The 20,521-nt window shown below is 69.3% G+C and carries 19 protein-coding genes; 6 read left to right on the forward strand and 13 right to left on the reverse strand.

The features are described 5' to 3' along the window. Nucleotides 1-35: 35 nt before the first annotated feature. A complete protein-coding gene (locus PGB26_RS02520) occupies nucleotides 36-965 on the reverse strand; it encodes a M15 family metallopeptidase (RefSeq protein WP_271638729.1) in 930 nt (309 codons plus the stop codon). A gap of 94 nt (nucleotides 966-1,059) precedes the next feature. Between PGB26_RS02520 and PGB26_RS02525 the strand changes: the two genes are divergently transcribed. After that, nucleotides 1,060-3,147, forward strand: a complete 2,088-nt coding sequence (locus PGB26_RS02525) for an intein-containing Rv2578c family radical SAM protein (protein ID WP_271638731.1) — start codon at nucleotides 1,060-1,062, stop codon at nucleotides 3,145-3,147. Here PGB26_RS02525 and PGB26_RS02530 read toward each other — a convergent pair. Both PGB26_RS02530 and PGB26_RS02535 read right to left on the reverse strand, forming a co-directional pair. Beyond that, nucleotides 3,126-3,359 carry a hypothetical protein gene (locus PGB26_RS02530; protein ID WP_271638732.1) on the reverse strand — a complete coding sequence of 78 codons (234 nt, stop codon included), beginning with the start codon at nucleotides 3,357-3,359 and terminating at the stop codon, nucleotides 3,126-3,128. The two genes, PGB26_RS02525 and PGB26_RS02530, sit on opposite strands and share 22 nt — an antisense overlap. 108 nt (nucleotides 3,360-3,467) lie before the next feature. Continuing rightward, nucleotides 3,468-5,774 carry a DEAD/DEAH box helicase gene (locus PGB26_RS02535; protein ID WP_271638733.1) on the reverse strand — a complete coding sequence of 769 codons (2,307 nt, stop codon included), beginning with the start codon at nucleotides 5,772-5,774 and terminating at the stop codon, nucleotides 3,468-3,470. Between the two features lie 247 nt (nucleotides 5,775-6,021). On the opposite strand from PGB26_RS02535, the gene PGB26_RS02540 reads away from it, so the two are divergent. Beyond that, nucleotides 6,022-6,939, forward strand: a complete 918-nt coding sequence (locus PGB26_RS02540) for an aldose 1-epimerase family protein (RefSeq protein ID WP_271638734.1) — start codon at nucleotides 6,022-6,024, stop codon at nucleotides 6,937-6,939. A gap of 94 nt (nucleotides 6,940-7,033) precedes the next feature. On the opposite strand, the gene PGB26_RS02545 is transcribed toward PGB26_RS02540, so the two are convergent. The 5 genes from PGB26_RS02545 to PGB26_RS02565 all read right to left on the reverse strand — a co-directional run bounded on the left by PGB26_RS02545 (nucleotide 7,034) and on the right by PGB26_RS02565 (nucleotide 11,917). Continuing rightward, on the reverse strand, nucleotides 7,034-10,486 hold the full coding sequence (locus tag PGB26_RS02545; protein WP_271638735.1) for an efflux RND transporter permease subunit: 3,453 nt from the start codon (nucleotides 10,484-10,486) through the stop codon (nucleotides 7,034-7,036). A gap of 11 nt (nucleotides 10,487-10,497) precedes the next feature. After that, nucleotides 10,498-10,671, reverse strand: a complete 174-nt coding sequence (locus tag PGB26_RS02550; RefSeq protein ID WP_271638736.1) for a hypothetical protein — start codon at nucleotides 10,669-10,671, stop codon at nucleotides 10,498-10,500. Then, the gene (locus PGB26_RS02555; protein WP_271638737.1) at nucleotides 10,668-11,096 is read right to left on the reverse strand and encodes a TetR/AcrR family transcriptional regulator; all 429 of its coding nucleotides are present in this window, start codon (nucleotides 11,094-11,096) and stop codon (nucleotides 10,668-10,670) included. The genes PGB26_RS02550 and PGB26_RS02555 overlap by 4 nt, the downstream gene beginning before the upstream one ends. Before the next feature lie 72 nt (nucleotides 11,097-11,168). Further along, the gene (locus tag PGB26_RS02560) at nucleotides 11,169-11,531 is read right to left on the reverse strand and encodes a fluoride efflux transporter FluC (protein ID WP_271638738.1); all 363 of its coding nucleotides are present in this window, start codon (nucleotides 11,529-11,531) and stop codon (nucleotides 11,169-11,171) included. Then, nucleotides 11,528-11,917, reverse strand: a complete 390-nt coding sequence (locus PGB26_RS02565; RefSeq protein WP_271638739.1) for a fluoride efflux transporter FluC — start codon at nucleotides 11,915-11,917, stop codon at nucleotides 11,528-11,530. Before PGB26_RS02565 ends, PGB26_RS02560 begins: the two co-directional genes overlap by 4 nt. Nucleotides 11,918-12,034: 117 nt before the next feature. Here PGB26_RS02565 and PGB26_RS02570 point away from each other — a divergent pair, with 117 nt between their 5' ends. After that, nucleotides 12,035-12,751, forward strand: coding sequence for a Pr6Pr family membrane protein (locus PGB26_RS02570; protein ID WP_271638740.1), 717 nt, complete (start codon nucleotides 12,035-12,037; stop codon nucleotides 12,749-12,751). Here the strand turns inward: PGB26_RS02570 and PGB26_RS02575 are convergent. Continuing rightward, a complete protein-coding gene (locus PGB26_RS02575; protein WP_271638741.1) occupies nucleotides 12,675-14,060 on the reverse strand; it encodes a flavin monoamine oxidase family protein in 1,386 nt (461 codons plus the stop codon). The genes PGB26_RS02570 and PGB26_RS02575 overlap by 77 nt on opposite strands. Before the next feature lie 138 nt (nucleotides 14,061-14,198). Then, nucleotides 14,199-14,993 (reverse strand): MerR family transcriptional regulator, encoded by a 795-nt coding sequence (locus tag PGB26_RS02580; RefSeq protein ID WP_271638742.1) that lies wholly within the window; start codon nucleotides 14,991-14,993, stop codon nucleotides 14,199-14,201. A gap of 155 nt (nucleotides 14,994-15,148) precedes the next feature. Between PGB26_RS02580 and PGB26_RS02585 the strand changes: the two genes are divergently transcribed. Then, a complete protein-coding gene (locus PGB26_RS02585) occupies nucleotides 15,149-15,988 on the forward strand; it encodes a DUF4097 family beta strand repeat-containing protein (RefSeq protein WP_271638743.1) in 840 nt (279 codons plus the stop codon). Then, nucleotides 15,985-16,620 carry a PadR family transcriptional regulator gene (locus tag PGB26_RS02590; protein ID WP_271638744.1) on the forward strand — a complete coding sequence of 212 codons (636 nt, stop codon included), beginning with the start codon at nucleotides 15,985-15,987 and terminating at the stop codon, nucleotides 16,618-16,620. Before PGB26_RS02585 ends, PGB26_RS02590 begins: the two co-directional genes overlap by 4 nt. A 102-nt stretch (nucleotides 16,621-16,722) precedes the next feature. Here the strand turns inward: PGB26_RS02590 and PGB26_RS02595 are convergent, their stop codons facing one another. Continuing rightward, nucleotides 16,723-17,265 carry a universal stress protein gene (locus PGB26_RS02595; protein WP_271638745.1) on the reverse strand — a complete coding sequence of 181 codons (543 nt, stop codon included), beginning with the start codon at nucleotides 17,263-17,265 and terminating at the stop codon, nucleotides 16,723-16,725. Nucleotides 17,266-17,418: 153 nt separating this feature from the next. Between PGB26_RS02595 and PGB26_RS02600 the strand changes: the two genes are divergently transcribed. Continuing rightward, nucleotides 17,419-17,604 carry a DUF3073 domain-containing protein gene (locus PGB26_RS02600; RefSeq protein WP_099194886.1) on the forward strand — a complete coding sequence of 62 codons (186 nt, stop codon included), beginning with the start codon at nucleotides 17,419-17,421 and terminating at the stop codon, nucleotides 17,602-17,604. Nucleotides 17,605-17,743: 139 nt separating this feature from the next. On the opposite strand, the gene PGB26_RS02605 is transcribed toward PGB26_RS02600, so the two are convergent. Both PGB26_RS02605 and purF read right to left on the reverse strand, forming a co-directional pair. Then, the gene (locus tag PGB26_RS02605; protein WP_271638746.1) at nucleotides 17,744-19,054 is read right to left on the reverse strand and encodes an MFS transporter; all 1,311 of its coding nucleotides are present in this window, start codon (nucleotides 19,052-19,054) and stop codon (nucleotides 17,744-17,746) included. Then, nucleotides 19,051-20,517 (reverse strand): amidophosphoribosyltransferase, encoded by a 1,467-nt coding sequence (gene purF / locus PGB26_RS02610; protein WP_271638747.1) that lies wholly within the window; start codon nucleotides 20,515-20,517, stop codon nucleotides 19,051-19,053. Before purF ends, PGB26_RS02605 begins: the two co-directional genes overlap by 4 nt. Nucleotides 20,518-20,521 lie beyond the last annotated feature (4 nt).

A 20,521-nucleotide genomic window follows, 5' to 3' on the forward strand; every position in this document is an offset into this window, starting at 1 on the left:
CGTTCCGCGTTTGTGGGAAGACGCGGATCAGCGTCTCAGTGGCTGTAATCGGGCGCCGGAGGCAGTCCGAAGAACTCCTCGAGGGTGTGGAATCCGCCGTCGTGGTAGGCCCGGGCGAGCTCGGGCCCGATGTAGCGGATGTGCCACGGTTCGGGCGCGTACCCGGTCGTGCCGGTCTGCCCGGGTTCATAGCGCACGATGAAACCGTGGCGCCAGCCGTTCTCCGCCACCCATCGCCCCTGCGTCGTCGCCCCGAAAGCCTCGATGGTGCCGCAGCGCGGGTCGCAGGCGACGAGGTCGAAGGCGAGTCCGCTCTGGTGCTCGCTGAAGCCCGGGCGGGCCGACACGGCATCCGCCCCACTCTGACCCCGGTCTCGCACGTGGCCGCCGTACGTGGCCTCCTGCAGCCCGAACGAGCGATAGCCGTTGTTGATCCCGAGCGTGCCTGCGCCGGCGTCGCTCGCCTCCGCAGCCATCGCCTCGAGCGCGTCCTTCGGCTCGGGCCGCAGCTCGTTCGAGCGGGTGGTGGCGCTGAGCCCGATGTCGGCGAGGGATGCCGGGGCGAAGCTCACCGGTTCGAGGGGGCGCTGCTTGTTGACGACCACCCACGACCGGTTCGGATCGGAGAGCGAGATGCACGGCGCGTTGCCCTTCACGATCGCCTCGCGGAATGCGACGCCCCCGCCGAACGCGGCGATGGCGGCCGCGTCATCACCCGCGTCGAGCGCTGCGCGGACGGCGTCGTCGGCACAGGGATTCGCCGCGAGCCGGGCATCGACCTCGACGGCGGGGATCGACATCGCCGCCGCCGGCGCGGGCAGTTCGACGCGCGTCGCAGGGCTCTCGGCGATCACGCCGCACAGGGTCGCCAGCGAGGCCATCGCCGTGAACAGCACACCGAGCGGCAGTGCGACCCTCACGGCGAGCGGTTCACGCGCGACATGTCGGGACTGCGCGGCGTTCACCGATCCATTGTCCCCCACCTGAAGGGACAGCGTGCATCGAACAGAGATGCGATGAAGGCTTGACACCGATGCGTCTTTTTGTTCGAATGAATGAATGAGATGGCAGGGGCAGGCGGTCGCGGATGTCGACGCCGACGCGCTCCCGGGCATGGAGAGCCGCGCGGGAATAGTCCGTTCGGTGACCACCCCTGAGTTCGCTGGGATGACCTTTCACGAGGTGCTTGCCAGGTCCGCCCTCAACGCGGTGCCGGGCGCGTCTCGCATGCCGTTCGCCTGGACCGTAAACCCGTACCGCGGATGCAGCCATGCATGTGTCTATTGCCTGGACCCCAGCACACTTGTGTTGTGCGCCGATGGCCGGCAACGCCCGCTCATCGAGCTGGCTGTTGGTGACGAGATCATGGGCACCGAGCGTCGAGGCAGGTACCGCCGCTATGTGAAGACGCGGATCGAAGCGAAGTGGTCCACACAGAAGCCCGCGTACCGCGTCGTGCTTGCCCACGGAACGGAACTGATCGCGAGTGGGGACCACCGATTCCTCACCGACAGGGGCTGGAAGCATGTGGCAGACGCGCACGCAGGGCAACGCCCCCATCTGACCGTCAACAACAGGTTGATGGGTTTTGGAATCGGGCACCCCCGCTCCGTGGTCGACATAGATGGTTCCGACTACCGCCACGGCTACCTCGCCGGCATGATCCGTGGCGATGGCATGATCTTCAATGGGCTCTATCCGTCCGCGGACCGAGTGCGCAGCATCCATCGTTTTCGGCTGGCGCTGAAGGATGCAGAAGCCCTGGATCGGAGCCGGGAATACCTCGCGTGGGCAGGAGTGCCGACAAACACGCGAGCGTTTGCTCCGGCCAGCGAGACTCGCGCAGCGATGGCAGCTATTCACACCGCTGCGAAGGCCGGCGTAGAGCGGATTGAGAACGATCTGATCGCCATCCCCCAGACACCCACCCTCGAGTGGCAGCAGGGGTTCTTGGCGGGGATATTCGACGCCGAGGGAGGCTGTTCGCGTGGCGTGCTGCGGATAAGCAACACGGATCCGCTCCTGCTTGAGACCACCACAGCGGCGATGGACGCCCTCGGTGTTCCGCACGTTCTCGAGCCACTTCGATCCAACGGCGTCCGAGCCGTGCGCGTCACGGGTGGATTGCCTGCTCGCATGCGATTCTTTGCGCTTACGCAGCCTGCCATCACTCGGAAGATGGCCATCGACGGCGTCGCGGTGAAGACCCGCTCCGACCTTCGAATCGTGAGCATCGATCCGCTCCCCGGCCTCCGTGACCTCGTCGATATCACGACGGGTACGGGCGACTTCATCGCCAATGGAGTGATCAGTCACAACTGCTTCGCTCGGGGGACGCACGAGTACCTCGACCTCGACGGAGGCGCCGACTTCGATTCGCAGATCGTCGTCAAGACGAACGTCGTCGAAGTGCTGCAGCGCGAGCTGCGCCGCGGATCGTGGAAGCACGAGACCGTCGCGCTCGGCACGAACACCGACCCGTACCAGCGCGCCGAGGGCCGGTACAAGCTCATGCCCGGGATCGTGCAGGCTCTTGCCGACTCGGGCACGCCGATGTCGATCCTCACCAAGGGCACGCTGATCCGCCGCGACATCCCCCTGCTCGTCGAGGCGGCGAAGCGGGTGCCGATCGACATCCAGATGTCGATCGCGATGTACGACGACGACCTGCAGCACGCGATCGAACCCGGCACCCCCACCACGCACGCGCGCCTCGACACGGTGCGCGCGCTGAGCGACGCCGGTTTCCGCGTCGGCGTCTTCCTCATGCCGGTGCTGCCGCACCTCACCGATTCGCTAGCGGCGATCGACGGGGCGCTGCGGCGCATCAAACAGTCCGGCGCCGACCATGTCGTGTACGGCGCGCTGCACCTGCGCCCCGGGGTAAAGCCGTGGTTCTTCCAGTGGCTCGAGCGCGAGCATCCGGAGCTGCTGTCGTCGTACCGCGGGCTCTACCCCGGCGTCTCGGTCGAAGCGCCGAAGGCGTACCGTCAGTGGCTGGCGAAGCGCATCCGCCCGCTCATGCGAGTGCACGGGCTCGACGCTCGCTCCGAAGAGGAGAACGACAGCATGCGCGGCCGGCGGATGCGGCAGCGTCCCGCGCCGGCATCCGTCCGCACGACGACTCAGTCCGACATGCTCTTCTGAGCTCGTACGGCGCTGCCGGCGGGCAGCTCCTCACGCGCAGCCGGCGGCTGAATGAGGAACACCAGCAAGAGCAGCGCAAGAGGGCCGAAGATCATCCCGAGCACGAACCACCCGAGCTTCGTGCGCCCCTGCATGCCGGCGAGCGCACTGATCACCAGAGCGATGCTGAACCATACCGTGCCCCCGGCTGTCGCCCACTCGTTCCAACCCACGGGTCCACACTATGTGGCGTTCACCACTCAGGACGAATACGCAGAGACCGCCGGGATCCGACCCTGAGGGCGCGGATCCCGACGGTCTCTCCTGAGTTGTGAACCGGCTCAGGCGGTGAGCTCGGCCTCGCTGGGCATGCGGCCGGAGATCTCCTCGATCAGGTCGTCGCCGGGGGCTGCCTGCTCGAACGGCGCGTCGATCTCGGCGCGCCCCAGCAGATCCTCCATGCGGCGGCGGCGCTGGCGGGTGATCAGCGTGACCACGCGACCCGAGCGACCGGCGCGACCAGTGCGCCCGGCGCGGTGCAGGTACGTCTTGTACTCGTCGGGAGCGTCGGCCTGCACGACCAGATCGATGTCGTCGACGTGGATGCCGCGAGCGGCGACATCCGTGGCGACGAGCACCTGCACCTTGCCCGCCGTCAGCTTCTGCAGGTTGCGCGTGCGCTTGGCCTGGTTGAGGTCGCCGTGCAGCGAGACAGCGGCGATGCCGGCATCTTCGAACTGCTCGGCGAGCATCTCGGCGTACGCGCGGGTGCGGGCGAAGACCAGGGTCTGCCCGTCGCGGTCGACGAGCGAGGTGAGCACGTCGGCCTTGTCGCGGTGCTCGATGACGAGCACGCGGTGGTCGATCGTGCTCGAGTCCTGGTCTTCTCCGGCGACCTCGTACACGGCCGGATCGACGAGGAACTCGTCGACGATCGCGGCGACCTCGCGGTCGAGCGTGGCCGAGAACAGCAGCTTCTGGCTCGTGGCTCCGTCGTCGAGCGCCGTGCCGGTCTTGCGCAGGATGCGCTGCACCGGCTCGGCGAAACCGAGCTCGGCCATGTGGTCGGCCTCGTCGAGCACGGCGATGCGCACCTCGGAGAGGTCGAGCTTGCGCTGCTCGATGAGGTCTTCGATGCGCCCGGGCGTGCCGATGATGATGTCGACACCCTTGTTCAGCGCACCCACCTGGCGCGCCTGCGGCACACCGCCGTAGATCTGCGTGGTGAACAGGCCCACGCTTCGGGCGATCGGCTGCACGGTGCGGTCGATCTGCAGCGCCAGCTCGCGCGTCGGCGCGAGGATGATCGCGCGCGGCTTGCGGCCGAACTCACGGCGCTTGCCCTTCTGCGACAGCAGGATGCTCTCGACGAGCGGCGCGCCGAACGCGATCGTCTTGCCCGAACCGGTGCGGCCCCGGCCGAGCACGTCGCGACCCTGCAGGATGCTGGGGATCGTCGCGGCCTGGATCGGGAAGGGCGTTGCAGCACCCATGTTCTTCAGGATCTCGACGATGTTCGAGCCGATGCCGAGGTCGCCGAAGGTCACATCTGCGACCTCGGTGGCCTGCACGGCCTCGGCCTCGAGCCGCTCGTGCACGACGTCGATCTGCTCCTCGTGCGCCTTGGCTGTAGACGTAGCGTTCCAGTCGCTGCGGTTCGGGCGGTCGTCCCGGTTCTGCCGCGCCGGACGGGCGTCACGGTCGAAACGGGGGCGCTCGGTGCGGTCGGAACCACCACGGCGGTCGTCACGAGCCGGGCGCGCGTCACGGTCGAAGCGATCGGTGCGTGTCGGACGAGCTTCACGGTCGAAACGGCCGCCGCGCTCGGGGCGCGCATCGCGGTCGAAACGAGGGCGCTCGCTGCGCTCGAAACCACCACGACGGTCATCGCGCGCGGGACGGGCATCGCGGTCGGCGCGTCCGTATCCGCCGCGGTCGTCACGCGCCGGACGCGCGTCGCGGTCGAAGCGGCCAGGCCGGGCGTCGCGGTCGAAGCGATCGTTCCGACCGTATCCGCCGCGGTCGTCACGCGCCGGACGCGCGTCACGCTCGAACCCGCCACGACGGTCGAAACCGCCGCGATCGTTGCGGTCGTCGCGGTCGAAACGGGCGTGACCGCCGCGGTCATCGCGGGCGGGGCGGGCATCCCTGCCGTACCGGTCGTCGCGCGACGGGCGCGCATCGCGGTCGAAGCGGTCGCGCCGCTCGTAACCGCCACGGTCATCGCGGGCGGGGCGGGCATCCCGGCCGAACCGTTCGTTGCGGTCGAAGCCGCGACCACCCTGGCGGTCGTCGCGGTCGCCCCGGTGATGCGGCGCCTCGCGGCGTCCCGACTCGGCGCGGTTGCGGATCGAGCGGGCCTCGTCCCGACCGGCGCGCTGCGTGTCCGACCAGCGTCCCTTCGGCGCCGATCCCTCGGCGTCGGCGGGGCGATAGCCCCGGTGCTTCGGGCTGACGCTGCCGGGGCGGCGGTCGCCACGGGCGTCTGACGAGAACGAGCGGCGCTCCGCGCCATCCGTCCGACGGTCGCCGTCTCGCGACGGGCGTCCGCCGGAGTGGCGCTCGTGGAACGACGGGCCGCTCTTCGCGTACCGCGGCTCGAAGTTGCGCGACGGGCGTCCGCCCTTGGGCTTGCCATTCTTGGGCATGGTGTTTCCTGACTGTCTCTGACACGAGAACAGCGTCCGCTCCGCGGGCACAGAGATCAGCGCGCGTGGGACATACCCGGGCATTCGTCGGCCGGGGCCATTCATGTGATGGTTATGAACCATCGGCCCCTGAGCTCACAATGAGCATGAGTGGTGCTCGGAAGAACCGCGTGACGCGGGTGCTCGAAGCCGACTGCATCCACGATACCGGGGTTTGCTGAGAGACTGCCCGCCGTACGATGACCTCATGCTTCTTGACGATGTGATCGGGTCCCCCACCGGCATCCAGATCCACCTGCGACGCGGAGAGGTGACGGCGCAGATCGCCCAGGTCGGCGCCTCCCTTCGTCACCTGACGGTGGGCGGCGTCGAGATCGTGCCGCCCTACCCGGCCGACCAGCCGACACCGTCGTGCTCCGGGGTCGTGCTGGCCCCCTGGCCGAACCGCATCCGCGACGGCGTGTGGCAGGACGGCGACACCGAGCGCACCCTCGCGGTCAGCGAGCCGAAGTTCCGCAACGCGAGCCACGGACTGCTGCGCTACACCGCGTACGAGATCGCCGATCACACTGACGAGTCGGTCACGCTCGTCGCGAAGGTCGTGCCGCAGACCGGGTACCCGTACCTCGTCGCGACGTCGGTGACGTACGCGCTGACGGATGCCGGGATCGACGTCACGCACACCCTCACCAACCATTCACCCGACCCCGCACCGGTCGCGCTCGGCACGCACCCGTTCTTCGCCATCGACGGCGTCGACGCCCGCGATCTGGTGTTGGCACTGCCGGCGGAGACGTACTTCGAGACCGACGACCGGATGCTGCCCGTCGGCGAGAGCCCGGTCTCGTCGGCAACCGACCTTCGCTACGGTCGCCGACTCGGAGAGGTGCAGCTCGACACCGGGTACGCGAACCTGCACCGAGATGCCGACGGGTTGGTGCGCACCACGCTCACCGCACCGGATGGCCGCACTGTGACCCTGCAGCAGGGTGCCGGCTTCGACTATGTTCAGGCCTTCACGACCGACAAGTATCCCGGACAGCCGCTCGCCGTGGCGATCGAGCCGATGACGGCCCCCGCCGACGCCTTCAACTCGGGTCGCGGGCTGCGCCGGCTCGCGGAAGGCGAGTCGTGGACGCTGCAGTGGGGCATCCGCTTCGCCTGAATATCCGGACTTCACACGAAACGCAGGAGCCGATCGGACGGATCGCCCTGCGTTTCGTGTGAGGTCCTGCGTTTCGCGAGACGTCGGAGGCGGCTCAGACGTCGTTCGCGGGCGGCAGGCCGCGTGAGCGCAGCTCGCGACGGGTCGGGTGATGCTCCGCCGCGACCGACGTGGCGAAGACGGATGCCGCGGCCGCAGCGGCAGAGGCTGCAGCCGCCGCCGCGGACGCAGCAGCTGCCGCGGCCATCATCGAGTCGGATGGCCGGTTCTCGTCGGGCACCATGACGGTGGCGGGAGCGGCCGGATGCTCGGATCGTGCCTCCGTCGCCGTTGCCGTTGCCGGAGCGCCGGCAGGCGCCGCGATCGCCGGATCGGCCGACGACGTCGCGGCAGCCGCGGGCGCCGGACCCGCCGCCGCGCCGCTGTCTCCCGGCACCGGTCCTCGCGGGTCGTCGCTGCCCGGGCCGAATCCCGGATCGTCGCCGTCGCGTCGCGCCGCCCGCTTCGCGTGCCGGCGCTCCTTGGCCCCCTCCACGAGGTTGTAGAGCGTCGGCAGCACGATGAGCGTGAGCACGGTCGACGACACGAGACCGCCGATCACCACGATCGCGAGCGGCTGCGAGATGAACCCGCCGTGCCCGGTGATGCCCAGCGCCATCGGGGTGAGCGCGAAGATCGTCGCGAGGGCCGTCATGAGGATCGGTCGCAGACGCTTCTCGCCTCCCGCCATCACCGCCTCGGGTGTCGTGAGCCCCTTCGCCCGGTACTGGTTGACGAGGTCGACGAGCACGATCGCGTTCGTCACCACGATTCCGATCAGCATCAGCACGCCGATCAGCGACGCGACGCCGAGCGGAACGCCCGTGACGATCTGCAGCAGGATCGCCCCGGTCGCCGCGAACGGCACCGACACGAGCAGCAGCAGCGGCTGTCGCAGCGACTTGAACGTCGCCACCATCACGACGTACACGATGAGGATCGCCGCGAGCATCGCGAGCCCGAGCTGCGAGAACGACTCGGCCTGCTGCTCGGCGACGCCGCCGACCTCGGCGCGGGCGCCGTCGGGCAGGTCGACCGCGTCGAGTGCCGCGGTCACCGATGCAGTGGCGACGGCGAGGTCGTCGGATGCCGGCGGCACGGTGATCGTGGCGGTGCGGCGTCCCTGCTCGGTGGAGATCGAGGTGGGGCCCTCGCGCTGCTCGACGGTGGCGAGCTGCTCGAGCGGCACCGGTCCCGTCGCGGTGGGGATCGAGAGCTGCTTCAGCGCGTCGACGGACGTCGGCGGCTCGGGGTCGACGAGGTACACCGTGAGCGCACTGTCGTCGACCTCGACCGAGCCGATCTGCTGCGGACGCATCGTGCCCGACACGATCGAGCCGACCGCGACCTCCGAGAGGCCGCGCGCGGCGGCCGCCTTACGATCGACGATCACGGCGATGTACGGCAGCGAGGCCGACAGGTTGTTCGTCACCTGCCCGATGCCGTCTCGTCCGTCGAGCTCCTTCATGAGCGCGTCGGTGCCGGTCTGCAGGTCGTCGGCGTTCGGCGCCGTCACGGTGACCTCGATGTCGCTCGAGCCGAACCCGCCGCCGGTCGCCGCGACGGTGATCTCACCGGCGCCGTCGAGGTCGTCGACCTTCTTCTGCACCTCGGCCCGCAGCTGCTCCTGGTCGGCGTCGTCGCTCGTCTGGATCGAGTACGTGATGCCCGCCCCGCCCGAGAACGCGTCGCGCAGGGGCGAGCCGCTCGATCCGATCGACGCCTGCACGTGCGTGATCCCGTCGATGCCGTCCAGCGCCTGCTCGACCTTCTTCGCCGCCTCGGACTTCGCCTCGAGGCTCGCGGTCTGGCCGATGTCCTGCGTGACGGTCATGGTGTTCTGGCCGGAGTCGCTGAGGAAGTTGATCTTCATCAGCGGCGCCGCGGCGAGCGTGCCCGCGAGCACGAGCACGGCGAGCACGACGGTGACGACGGAGTGCTTCAGCGTCCAGCCGAGGATCGGCCGGTACATCCGCTGCAGCGGCGTGGGCGGGGCATCCGGATGCTCCGGATCGATCCGCGAGCCGTCCGCACCGACGAGCGGCTTGCCCGGACGCAGGAACCAGTACGCCAGAACAGGCACGATCGTCAGCGCGACGAGCAGCGAGGCGACCATCGCGATCGTCACGGTCATCGCGAAGGGGCGGAACAGCTCGCCGACCATGTCGCCGACGAACACGATCGGCAGGAACACCGCGACGGTGGTGATCGTCGAGGCGGTGATGGCGGATGCCACCTCGCGCACGGCGAGACGGATCGCGGCGCCCTTGTCGGCGCCCTCGACGTAGTGGCGCTTGATGTTCTCGATCACCACGATCGAGTCGTCGACGACGCGGCCGATCGCGATGGTCAGCGCTCCGAGGGTGAGCACGTTGAGCGAGTAGCCGAACGCCTGCAGCCCGATGAAGGTGATCAGCACGCTGGTGGGGATCGAGATCGCGGTCACCAGCGTCGAGCGGATCGACAGCAGGAAGACGAGGATCACGATCACGGCGAAGGCGAGGCCCAGAAGCCCCTCGGTGGCGAGTGTCTCGATCGACTGCTGGATGTAGGGCGCCTGGTCGAAGATCACGGTGAACTCGGCATCCGGGAACGTGTCGCCGAGCTCGTCGAGCGCCGCCAGCACGCCCTGCGAGACCTCCACGGTGTTCGCGGCGGGCAGCTTGGTGACGGCGATCGAGAGCGCGTCCTCACCGTCTACGCGCGAGATCGACGTGACCGGGTCGGAGACCTGCGCGACCTCGGCGACCTCGCCGATCGTGAGCTCCGTGCCGCTCAGCGGCAGCGCCGCGACATCCGCGGCCGACGTGAGCTTCGCACCCGACTGCACCGTGAGCGTCTCGTCGCCCTCGGTGATGTCGCCGCCGGGCAGCAGCACTCCGTTCTGCTCGAGCGCCTGACTGATCGACTGGGTCGTCTGGCCCGCGGCGAACAGCTTCGCCCGATCCGGGGTGATCGTGACGCGCTGGCCGACGCCGCCGACGATCTCGGCGGCGTTGACGCCGTCGACGTCTTCGAGGTCGGGGATGACGGTGCTCTCGAGATCCTGCTGCGCGGTCTCGGAGTCGTCGAACCCGGTGACCGCGATCTGGATGACGGGGAAGTCGTCGATCGACACGCTGAGCACCTGCGGGCTCACATCGTCGGGCAGCTGCTGCGAGATGCGGTTGATCGCCTGCTGCATCTTCTGCTCGGCGGTCGCGAGGTTCGTGCCGTACGCGAACATCGCCTGGACGATCGAGGCGTTGGTCGTGCTCGTGGCGCTGCTCGACTCCAGGCCCGGCACGCCCTGGATGGCGTTCTCGACGGGCGTGGAGACGTCGTTCTCGACGACCTCGGGCGACGCGCCGGGGTAGGTGCTCATGACCACCAGCGCGGGCAGCTCGAGCGAGGGGATGAGCTCCTGCTTCAGATTGGTGAGCGCCAGTCCGCCGAAGACGGCGGACACGATGGTGATCAGCGCGATGAGCGCTCGGTTGCGCAGGCTGAGGATGGCGAGGTTCGACACGCGGTGCTCTTTCAGTCGCTCGTGGTCGTGGGGTCGGTGCCGAGGATGCCCGCGAGGGCCTTCTCGATCAGGGAGGCGTTCAGCGTCTCGTCGTGGATGCGGGCGTGCCAGAGCACGCCGTCGATGAAGACGGCCGCCGCGGTCGCCCGCTCGTCACCGTACGCGGGAACGAGGAAGGCAGTCATCCGCTCCGACCAGCGCCGCGCGATGGCGCGCAGCTGAGGGTCGTCGACGGCGGCGGTGACGACGGCTCGATCGGCTTCGAGTGCGCGCGCGTCGGCGAGTCCCTGCACGATGAGCTCTGCGAGCACCCGCGGCGTCGCGCCGCGCTGCTCGAGCGCCGAGCGGATGCCGTCGACGCGAGCGTCGAGCGGATGCCGTCGACGCGAGCGTCGACCTCGGTGACCAGATGGTGCAGCGCCTGCGAGCGCAGCTCGTCGAGCGTCGTGAAGTACTGTGTGGTGGCGCCGAGCGGCACGCCCGCGCGGGCGGCGATGAGACGGTGCGTCACCGCGCTCACCCCGATCTCGAGGATCAGCTCGGCGGTGGCGTCGAGGATCGCGATCCGGCGCGCCTCAGGGTCACGGCGTCGTCGTGACGGCTCGCTCATGACCCCTCCCGGGCATCGCAGATGTACGTCTGTACATTATGCGCGCGGCAACCTGTGGCTCGACTGGCAGCCTCAGGCCAGCGCACTCCCCGCGCCGAGTCCGAAGAGCGCCGCCGCGAGCGAGAGCACGAGCATGCCGATGACGTCGACGACGGCCGCGAGCCGCTCCCCGGCGCGCCACAGCGAGATCGCGTCGATCATCGCCGTGCTGAAGGTGGTGTACCCGCCGAGGAAGCCCGCGCCGATCACGAACGCGGCGCCCGGAAGCATCCCGACCACCAGTCCCAGCAGCAGCGAGCCCGTGATGTTGATCACCAGCACACCCCACGGGAAGCGCGAGCGGGTCACGTGGGCGATGCCGATGTCGATCAGATACCGCACGGCCGCGCCCAGCCCGCCGCAGGCGGCGGCGAGCGCGAACACGAGCGGACTCACGACGCGCTCCGACGGCCGAACGCCCCGCCGATCCGCAGCCCGAGCAACGCGGCGAGCAGGCCGCCCACGATGCTCGCGGCGATGTATCCCCCGGCGAGCGCGGATGAGGTCGCCCACAGCTCGACGCTGTCGAGCGCGAACGCGCTGTACGTGGTGAAGCCGCCGAGCATCCCGGTGCCGAGGAACACGCGCGCGTCCGATGCGGGGATGCGGGCGGTGAGGACGCCGAGCATCAGCGCCCCGACGAGATTCGCCGCCAGTACAGCGCCCGGGGCGTCGAGGATCAGCATGCTGATCCCGAGCCGTGCCGCGGTGCCGACCGCGCCGCCCGCCGCGGCGAGCGCTGCCCGCCGGGTCACGGTGCGCACGGGGGTCGGGGTGGTCACTGCGCCACTCTAGCGGCGCGCTCTCGCAGCGGTGGTCGGCCCGGAGTTGCATAGACTCGAGGCGGCGGTGCGGCTCCGCTCCCGATGCCGCCGGACCGCCGGGAGGACGACGCTCGAGTGCTCACGCGAAGGATCTTCGGCTGGTCGCGTCTGGCGACCGCCGCCGTGTGCATCGCGGCGCTCGTGCATCGGATGCTGTGGGGCATGGGTTCTCAGACCCTGGCCGGGTCGAACTTCTTCGCTTACCTGACGATCCAGTCGAACACGGCGTTCGCCGTTCTGGCGGTCGTCGCCGGGGTGATCGCCCTGCGGCGCGCGGAGGATCCGGCGTGGCTGACCACCGCTCGCGCTCTCGTGCTCAGCTGGACGATCACAGCCGGTCTCGCGTTCGCTCTCATCGTGTGGCAGGCCGGCGAGCACGGCATCCCGATCACGGTGCCCTGGTCGGATGTCGTGTTGCACTTCGTGCTGCCGGCGTGGTCGGTCGTCGCCTGGGTGTTCGGCCCCGGCCGTCGTGCCGCGTCGTGGCGCGTGGTGCCCTTCGTGCTGCTGTATCCGGTGCTGTGGGGCGTCTTCACGATCTGGCGCGGCAGCGCGATCGGCTGGTACCCGTACTACTTCCTCGACCTGCGGCAGGTGTCGGGCCTCACCGAGATGGCGCTCAGCTGCGCGCTCGCGCTGGCGATCTTCGCCGCCGTCGCGGTCGCGCTCGTGCTGCTGAGCAGGGTGCGCCCGACGGTGCCGCCGTGGGGCGAGATCAGCCCTCGTCCGCTTCCGGCTCTGCGAAGAACGCGAGTGAGGCGCGAGCGGCGAGCGCCGCGTCGCGCTCGCTGAGCTCCGCGAACTGCTGGGCGTCCGCTGCGCCGACGAGGCCGACGAGCACCGGCTCACCGGTGAACGGCTGAAGGTTCAGCCAGGTGCGGATCATCGCGTCGCCGCCGACGACATGCCAGATGGTCGCCTCGGTCGCCCAGAACGCCTTGTCGAAGCGCATCCAGACCGTCTCGATGAAGCCGGATGTCAGGGCTGCGATCGCACCGCGGTGGGAGAAGGGCAGGGCGGGCGCGAACTCGATGCCCTGCTTCTGCAGCACACCGACCGGCGCGGTGACGATGACGCGATCGAACGAGAGGGCTTCGCCCGTGCCGAGTCGCAGGCTCACGCCGCGTTCGTCGTACGCGATGCGGGAGACGGGCGACGCCGTCGCCACCCTGACATCCTCGAGCTGCTTCTCGAGGAACCCGTCGAGGTCGCCGATGACACCGTGCACCGCCCCTTCTGGAAACCGGGGCGGGTACCAGCTCGAGGCCCGAGAGGGGTCGGCGCCGGTGATCGCGGCCATCCAGGCGAGCGAGGCTGCGAGCGCGGGATCATCGAGGTCTGCGCCGTTCGCGCTGAGCGCCTCGGCTATCGGTGCGTCGGATGCCTGCGCCTGGGCCTTCTCGACGGCCTGCGCGATCGGTGCACGGTCGAGGCCCGGCGCCTCACCATCAGCGTTCCATGCCGTCGGGACGTCGAGGGTGACCGTGTGGTCACCCATGTCGACCAGGCGATCATCCAGCGACGCGAGATCGTCTTCGCTCAGCAGCCAGGCGCCGAGCTGCGGCGGGATCGGCCACTGCTCGTCGTCGGCGACGCTGCGGATGCGACCCCCGATGCGCTCGCGCGCTTCGAACAGGGTGACCTCGTGGCCGGCGTCCGCGAGCATCCGGGCGGCGATCACTCCGGCCGCACCCGCGCCGACGACGGCGAGGCGCTCGGTGTCTTCGGCGACGCTGACGATCTCGAGGGAGGCACGGCGGGCATCGTCGACGGCTCCGACGACGGTGCCGGGGCGCGTGGTGTCGGTGGCCTCACCGGCGAAGAACACCCGGTCGAGCACGGACTCGGCGAGGCGCTCGCGCTCAGTGGGATCCGCACCGGCGGGCAGGTAGCTGGTCGATCCGAACGAGTACGGGTCGCTGGCCCAGGCGCTTCGCAGCCAGCCGGCCGGCGCCGGCACCGCCTCGGGTGCGGTCGGCCGCGGCACGGGCGTCTTCGTGCGCGTCGGCGCAGGCTGCGGCTCGGGCGTGCAGGCGGCGAGCAGCAGCCCGACGGCGCCCGCCCCGGCGCCGACGAGCAGAGTGCGGCGCGTGATGCTCATCGTGCTTGCCAGACTACCCTCGGCGTTCGGCGATCTCGTCCCCACCGTCCGCGCGGAATACAGGGGTTCACACGGAACGCAGGATGCCCTGCGGCATCCGCTCCCGCGTTTCGCGTGAACTCCTGCGTTCCGGGAGGGCTACAGGTTCGCCTCGGCGTAGACGCGCAGCGCGTCGCGCACGAACTCCGCGCCCGTGGTGCCGCCTGCGCTCGTGGCGTAGTTCGCTCCGAAGCGCGGGTCGGCGACGTACATCTCGCCGAGTCCGATCACGTAGCCCCGTGCATCTCCGCCAGGGGCGGATGCCGGCGTGCCGGGGATGCCCCTGAGCCACTCGACGTGACGGCGCGCGATCTGCTGCGCCTCGTCCGACCCCGGATCGATCCCGCTCTCCGCGGCGGCGACCCAGTCGGCGCCGAGCTCGGCGGCGCGCTGCTGCCAGGCGCTGCGCTCGCCGGAGCTCATGCCGCGCCACCACCTGTCGCCGTCGGCGTATGCCTTCTCTCCCCATCGCTGCTCGACCTCTTCCTTGTACTGGGTGTGGTCGAACCCGTCCAACATGTTCTTCGCCATGATCTGCTGTCCTTCTCTCAATGCGTGGATGGTGTTCTCGACAGACGCGATCTGCCGCTGCATGCGCTGCTGCTCCTGCCGCAGCCAGGCGAGGTGCGTCTCGAGCGCGGATGCCTCCGCCGCTCTCGCGTCGGCCCCCGATCCTGCCGACGAGCCGAGCACCTCGGCGATCTGCGGCAGTCCGAGCCCGAGCTCGCGCAGCAGCAGGATGCGCTGCAGGCGCACGAGGGCCGCCTGGTCGTAGTGGCGGTATCCGTTGCGGGCGATGCGGGACGGCGGCAGCAGGCCGATGTCGTCGTAGTGGCGCAGGGCGCGGCTCGTCGTGCCGGCCAGGCGGGCGATCTCCTGGATCGACCAGTCCATGGCGCTCCTCTCTGTCGATGACTTCACGGTAGAAGTTGACGTCGCGTCAAGGTCAATCCGAATTCAGCACATTTCCAGGCAGCGATCGAGATATATCGTGTTACTCTCGCTCCAACGCGATATATCTCGATATCCGTTCACCAAGGAGAACTGACATGACCGAGAAGTGGCTCATCGCCCCCGGCGAAGAACGCGTCATCGACATCGTCTCCGCGTCCCGCCTCAAAGTCGGGCTCGTCGGCGGTCAGGTCGATGTGATCGCGCACGATGAACCGGGCATCCGCATCGAGGTGAGCGGCGTCACCGTGAAGGATCTGCGCGTCGAATCCGACGGCACCCAGGTCGAGATCGACCACCCCCAGATCGGCTGGGACAACTTCCTCGACGTGTTCCGCAACTTCGGAGCCGGCGGGCCGAAGGCCGAGGTCAGCATCGCCGTCCCGCGCGCCATCGCACTCACGCTCGGGGTCGTCAGTGCAGGTGCGCTCGTCTCGGGCATCCGCAACGATGCCAAGCTCAACACCGTCTCCGGCGACCTGATCGCCGACGGCATCACCGGCGACCTCACCGCCAACTCCGTGTCGGGCGACGTGCAGGTGCGAGGGCTGACCGGATCCATCAACGCCAACAGCGTCTCCGGCGACGTCGCGGTGACCGGCAGCCTGCGCAAGGCGACCGTAGACACCGTGTCCGGTTCGATCCTGGTCGACGCCGTCGGCGACATGAACACCATCAACCTCAACACCGTCTCGGGCGGCACGACGGTGCGGCTCGATGAGACGCTGCCCGCGAACTACGTGCTGCGCAGCATGACCGGGCGCATCACGGTCGACGGCGTCGAACGCTCGAGCGGCGGGCCCAGCAGCTACACCGGCCAGGCGGGCGAGCTCGCCGGCAGCTTCGTCGACGTGCGCGCGAACTCCGTCTCCGGCGGGGTCACGGTGCTGCGCCGCCCGCAGGTGTCGGTCGCGGATGACGCGGAGTGGGAATCATGAGCGCGGCGGTCTTCTCGCACGGTGATCTGCGCCTGTACCTGCTGTCGCTGCTCGCCGAGGCACCGCAGCACGGCTACGGCATCATCCAGGCGCTCACCGACCGCACCGGCGGCACGTACACTCCGAGCGCCGGAACGATCTATCCGCGGCTGGCGAAGCTCGAGGAGGAGGGCCTGGTCACCAAGACCGCCGACGGGCGCACCACGATCTACGCCATCACCGACGCCGGCCGCGCAGAGCTCACCGCTCGGGAGGGCGACCTCGCCGGCATCGAGCAGGGTCTCGCCGATTCGGTGCGGCTCATCGCGAACGAGGTGCGCCAGAGCGTGCAGGATGCGATGCGCAGCCTTCGCGCCGACCTCGCCACCGCGGCGCACGACGAGAAGCGTGTGGCGAAGTCGCGTCCGCGATTCGATGGGATGAGCGACGAGCGGGCCACCAGTCGTGAGCATCTGCAGCGGGCGGATGCCTCGATCAACGCGTTCCGTGCCCAGCTGCGCACCGACCTGCGCACGCATGTCGCTCGCGGAGGATCGCTTCCGGCATCCGTCGTCACCGAGCTCGAGCACGCGATGGACGAAGCGGCTCGTGCGGTGACCCGCGCGCTGAGCGCACTGCCGACCGAGAAGTAGCCCGACGATCGATGCCCCCTCCCGCCTCTGGCGGAGGGGGCATCGTCGCGTCAGTGCGCGCGAGCGCTCGTCTTCGGAGCGGATGCCAGCACCAGCCCGGGCTCACTCCGTCCAGATGTCCTTCTGGTCGTCGGGAACCGTCTCGCCCTGCGGGACGACGAGCACCGAGCGGTGCTGCCGGTGTGCGAGGCGGGCAGCGACCGAGCCGGTGAAGAACTCGCGGATCGACTCGCCGAGTCCGCGTTTGCGCGTGCCGACCACGATCAGCTGCGCATCGAGCTTCTCGGCCAGCTGCTTGATCGCCAGAGCCGGGTCGCCGACCAGCTGGCGGGCCGTCCAGGGCACGTCGGCGTCGGCGAGCGCCTCCTCGGCTGCCCGCTGCACGTCCTCGAACTCGGCGGCGCCCGCGTCGAGGTTGAGGTCGATCGGCGCCGAGTGCACGTAGCCGTCGGGATCCTCGTAGGTGACGAAGCGGGTCACATCGACGTGCACGACGACGAGCGGCGCGCTGAGCAGCCGCGCGTAGCGCAGGGCCTCGTCGAGGACATGCGGTGGCTGGCCGGGCTGAATGCCGACGATCACCGCTTTCTGCAGGGCCGCGTTCTGTGCCGCTTCCTCAGCTGCTCGGGGCGTGGAGTCCGTCATTTCGATCCTTCCGCGGGGCGGCCGCAGGACGGCCGGATGCTCTGGCGTGCGTGCTATCCTGAATGCTACTCTTACCGGCTTCACGCCGGTGCCGTGAATATCATCGGGCCCGTCACGAGCCCGCTGCTGAACTCGTAAAAGGGGGTCTCGCGCATGGGCCGTGGCCGTCAGAAGGCGAAGCACACCAAGATCGCCCGCGAACTCAAGTCGTACAGTCCCGACGTGAACTTCTCTGCGCTGGAGAGTGAGCTCGGGCACCCGACGTCAGACGACCAGTACGTCGACAAGTGGGCCGACATGTACGCGGACGAAGACGAAGACGAGCTCGAGCGAGCCTGACCGCTCCATCGGGGCTGCTCATCTGGGTCCCTGAGCTTGCCGAAGGGCGAACCCTGGCGACCGGCAGACGCCGCGTCGACCAGGGTTTCGTCGTGCTCGGGGGGCGTTTGCGTGCCCGCGCACCAGCCCCTGAGCCCGCTCACCAGCGCCCGTGCCGGCGCTCCCACTCGTCTTCGACGGTGACCCGGCGGCCGGCGACGAGACCCGCCGGGAAGGTGATCACCAGCACCGACACGACCGCGATGAGCGGCACCGTCCAGCCTCCCGTCGCGTCGTGCAGGATGCCGACGAGCAGCGGGAAGATCGCTGCCAGAACGTAGCCGGAGCTCTGCACGAAACTCGACAGCAGCACAGCGCTCTCGGGGGTGCGCGAGCGGATGCTGATCAGCACCAGCGCGAGGGGGAAGAGCAGCCCCACCATGCCGAACAGGGTCATCCAGAGCCACAGGAGCTCGGGCAGGGGCGCGAGCATCAGGCCGACGAGACCGGTCAGAGCCGTCAGCGAGCCGACGACGAACAGAAGACGTGTCGCCTGGAATCGGACCACGAGCACCGGGGCGATCAGGGATGCGGGCAGGCCGATGAACGCCCACAGCGACAGCAGGAAGCCGGCGGTCGCGGCATCCACCCCGGCGGTGTCGATGAGGATCGACGGCAGCCAGGCGAACGAGACGTACGCCATCGTCGACGACGTCGCGAACGTCAGCGCCAGCGCCCACACCAGCGGGATGCGCGCGAGGCGCGCGAACAGACGGAGGTTCGTCGGAGCGGTGGCGATCGGGCCGGTGGCGGCGAAGACGGCCTGGGAATCGTCGGATTCCGCCCTCTCCGCAGCGACCGTATGCCCGGGTGCGGGACGGTCCGCGACGGTCGGGGTGGCGGGGCGCAGCACCATCACGCTCCACGGAATGAGCCCGGCGAAGGCGAATGCCGCCCAGACCGCCATCGAGAAACGCCAGCCCGCGGCATCCGCCAGCGGCACGGCCACCAGCGGGGGGACGAAGGTCGAGAACGCCATGGTCGCGGTGTAGACGGTCATCATCACGCCGATGCGGTCGGGGAAGTACTTCTTCACCAGGGGCGGCAGCAGGATGTTCGCCATGCCGACCCCCGCGAAGACCACCGCAGTGCCGACCAGCAGGCCGATCGAATCGGCCGCGAGGCTGCGCCCGACGAGTCCCGCCGTGATGGCGGTCAGGGCGATGACCGTCAGCCGCTCGATGCCGAGCCGATGCTCGAGCACCGGCGTGAGGATGCCGAAGACCGCGAAGCACGCCGGCGGCAGCGTGCCGATCACGCCGAGAACCGCCGATGAGACCGCGAAGTCCTCGCCGATCAGGTCGACGACGGGTGAGAGCGAGGCGACGGCCGAACGCAGCGAGAAGGCGCAGAGCAGGATGCCGAGAAGCGCGAGCACCCGGCCGCGCCAGAGCGCCTGCGCCGCCGTCACGAGGTCTGCGACTGCTCGACCCAGGCCAGGTACTCGGGCGTGACCGTGCCGGTGACGTATCGTCCGTCGAAGCAGCTCATGTCGAGGTCGGTCAGGTCGGAACCCTCGATGATCGCGGCCTTGAGGTCGTCGACCTTCTGATAGACGATGCGATCGCAGCCGAGCTCTTCCGCGATCTCGGGGATCGTGCGCCCGTGCGCGACGAGCTCGTGACGCGACGGCATGTTGATGCCGTACACGTGAGGGTGCCGCACCGGGGGCGCGGCGGATGCGAAGATGACCGACTTCGCACCGGCATCCCGAGCCATCTGGATGATCTGCTTGCTGGTGGTGCCGCGCACGATCGAGTCGTCGATGAGCAGCACGTTCTTGCCGCGGAACTCCGCAGACATGGCGTTGAGCTTCTGGCGCACGCTCTTCTTGCGCACCGCCTGCCCGGGCATGATGAACGTGCGTCCGACGTACCGGTTCTTGTAGAAGCCCTCGCGGTACTCCTTACCGAGTTTGCGGGCCACCTCCATCGCCGACGGGCGCGAAGAGTCGGGGATCGGCATGACCACGTCGATCTCATCGAGCGGCACGTGCTCGGCGATCGTGTCGGCGAGCCTGTCGCCCATGCGCAGACGGGACTCGTACACCGACACGCCGTTCATCACGGAGTCGGGGCGGGCGAGATAGACGTACTCGAACGCGCACGGCACGAGCTGGGCCTTCTCGGCGCACTGGCGCGTGAACAGCTCGCCGTCGTTGGAGATGAAGACCGCTTCGCCCGGTGCGACCTCGCGCACGATGTCGTAGTCGGCGTTCTCGAGCACGAGCGACTCGCTGGTGACGACCCACTCGTCGTGACCGTCGGCGGATGTCGCCGCGCGGCGGCCGAGGATGAGCGGACGGATGCCGAACGGGTCACGGAACGCGAGAAGACCGTACCCGGCGATGATCGCGATCACCGCGTACGCGCCCTCGATGCGCGCATGGGTGCGCTCGACTGCGTCGAAGATGCGATCGGCGTCCAGATCGACCGTCGAGGTGGTGGTCTGGAGCTCGCCCGCGAGCACGTTCAGCAGCAGCTCGGTGTCGCTCGACGAGTTCAGGTGCCGGCGATAGCGCTCGGCCATGTCGGCGGTCAGCTCACGCGTATTGGTCAGGTTGCCGTTGTGGATGAGCACGATGCCGTACGGCGCGTTCACGTAGAAGGGCTGCATCTCCTCTTCGCTGGAGGCCGTCCCCTTGGTCGCGTAGCGCACGTGGCCGAGGCCGATGCTGCCCAGCAGCGAGCGCATGTCTCGGGTGCGGAACGCCTCGCGCACCATGCCCTCGGCCTTCGCCATGTGCATGACGCCGTTCGGCTCCGCGGTGGCGATACCCGTGGCATCCTGCCCGCGGTGCTGCAGCAGCAGCAGCGCGTCGTAGATGTCCTGGTTGACCGGTCCGTTGCCGACCATTCCGACGATGCCGCACATGGGT

Origin of the sequence: Microbacterium sp. nov. GSS16, assembly GCF_028198145.1 — a bacterium.
GTDB lineage: Bacteria > Actinomycetota > Actinomycetes > Actinomycetales > Microbacteriaceae > Microbacterium.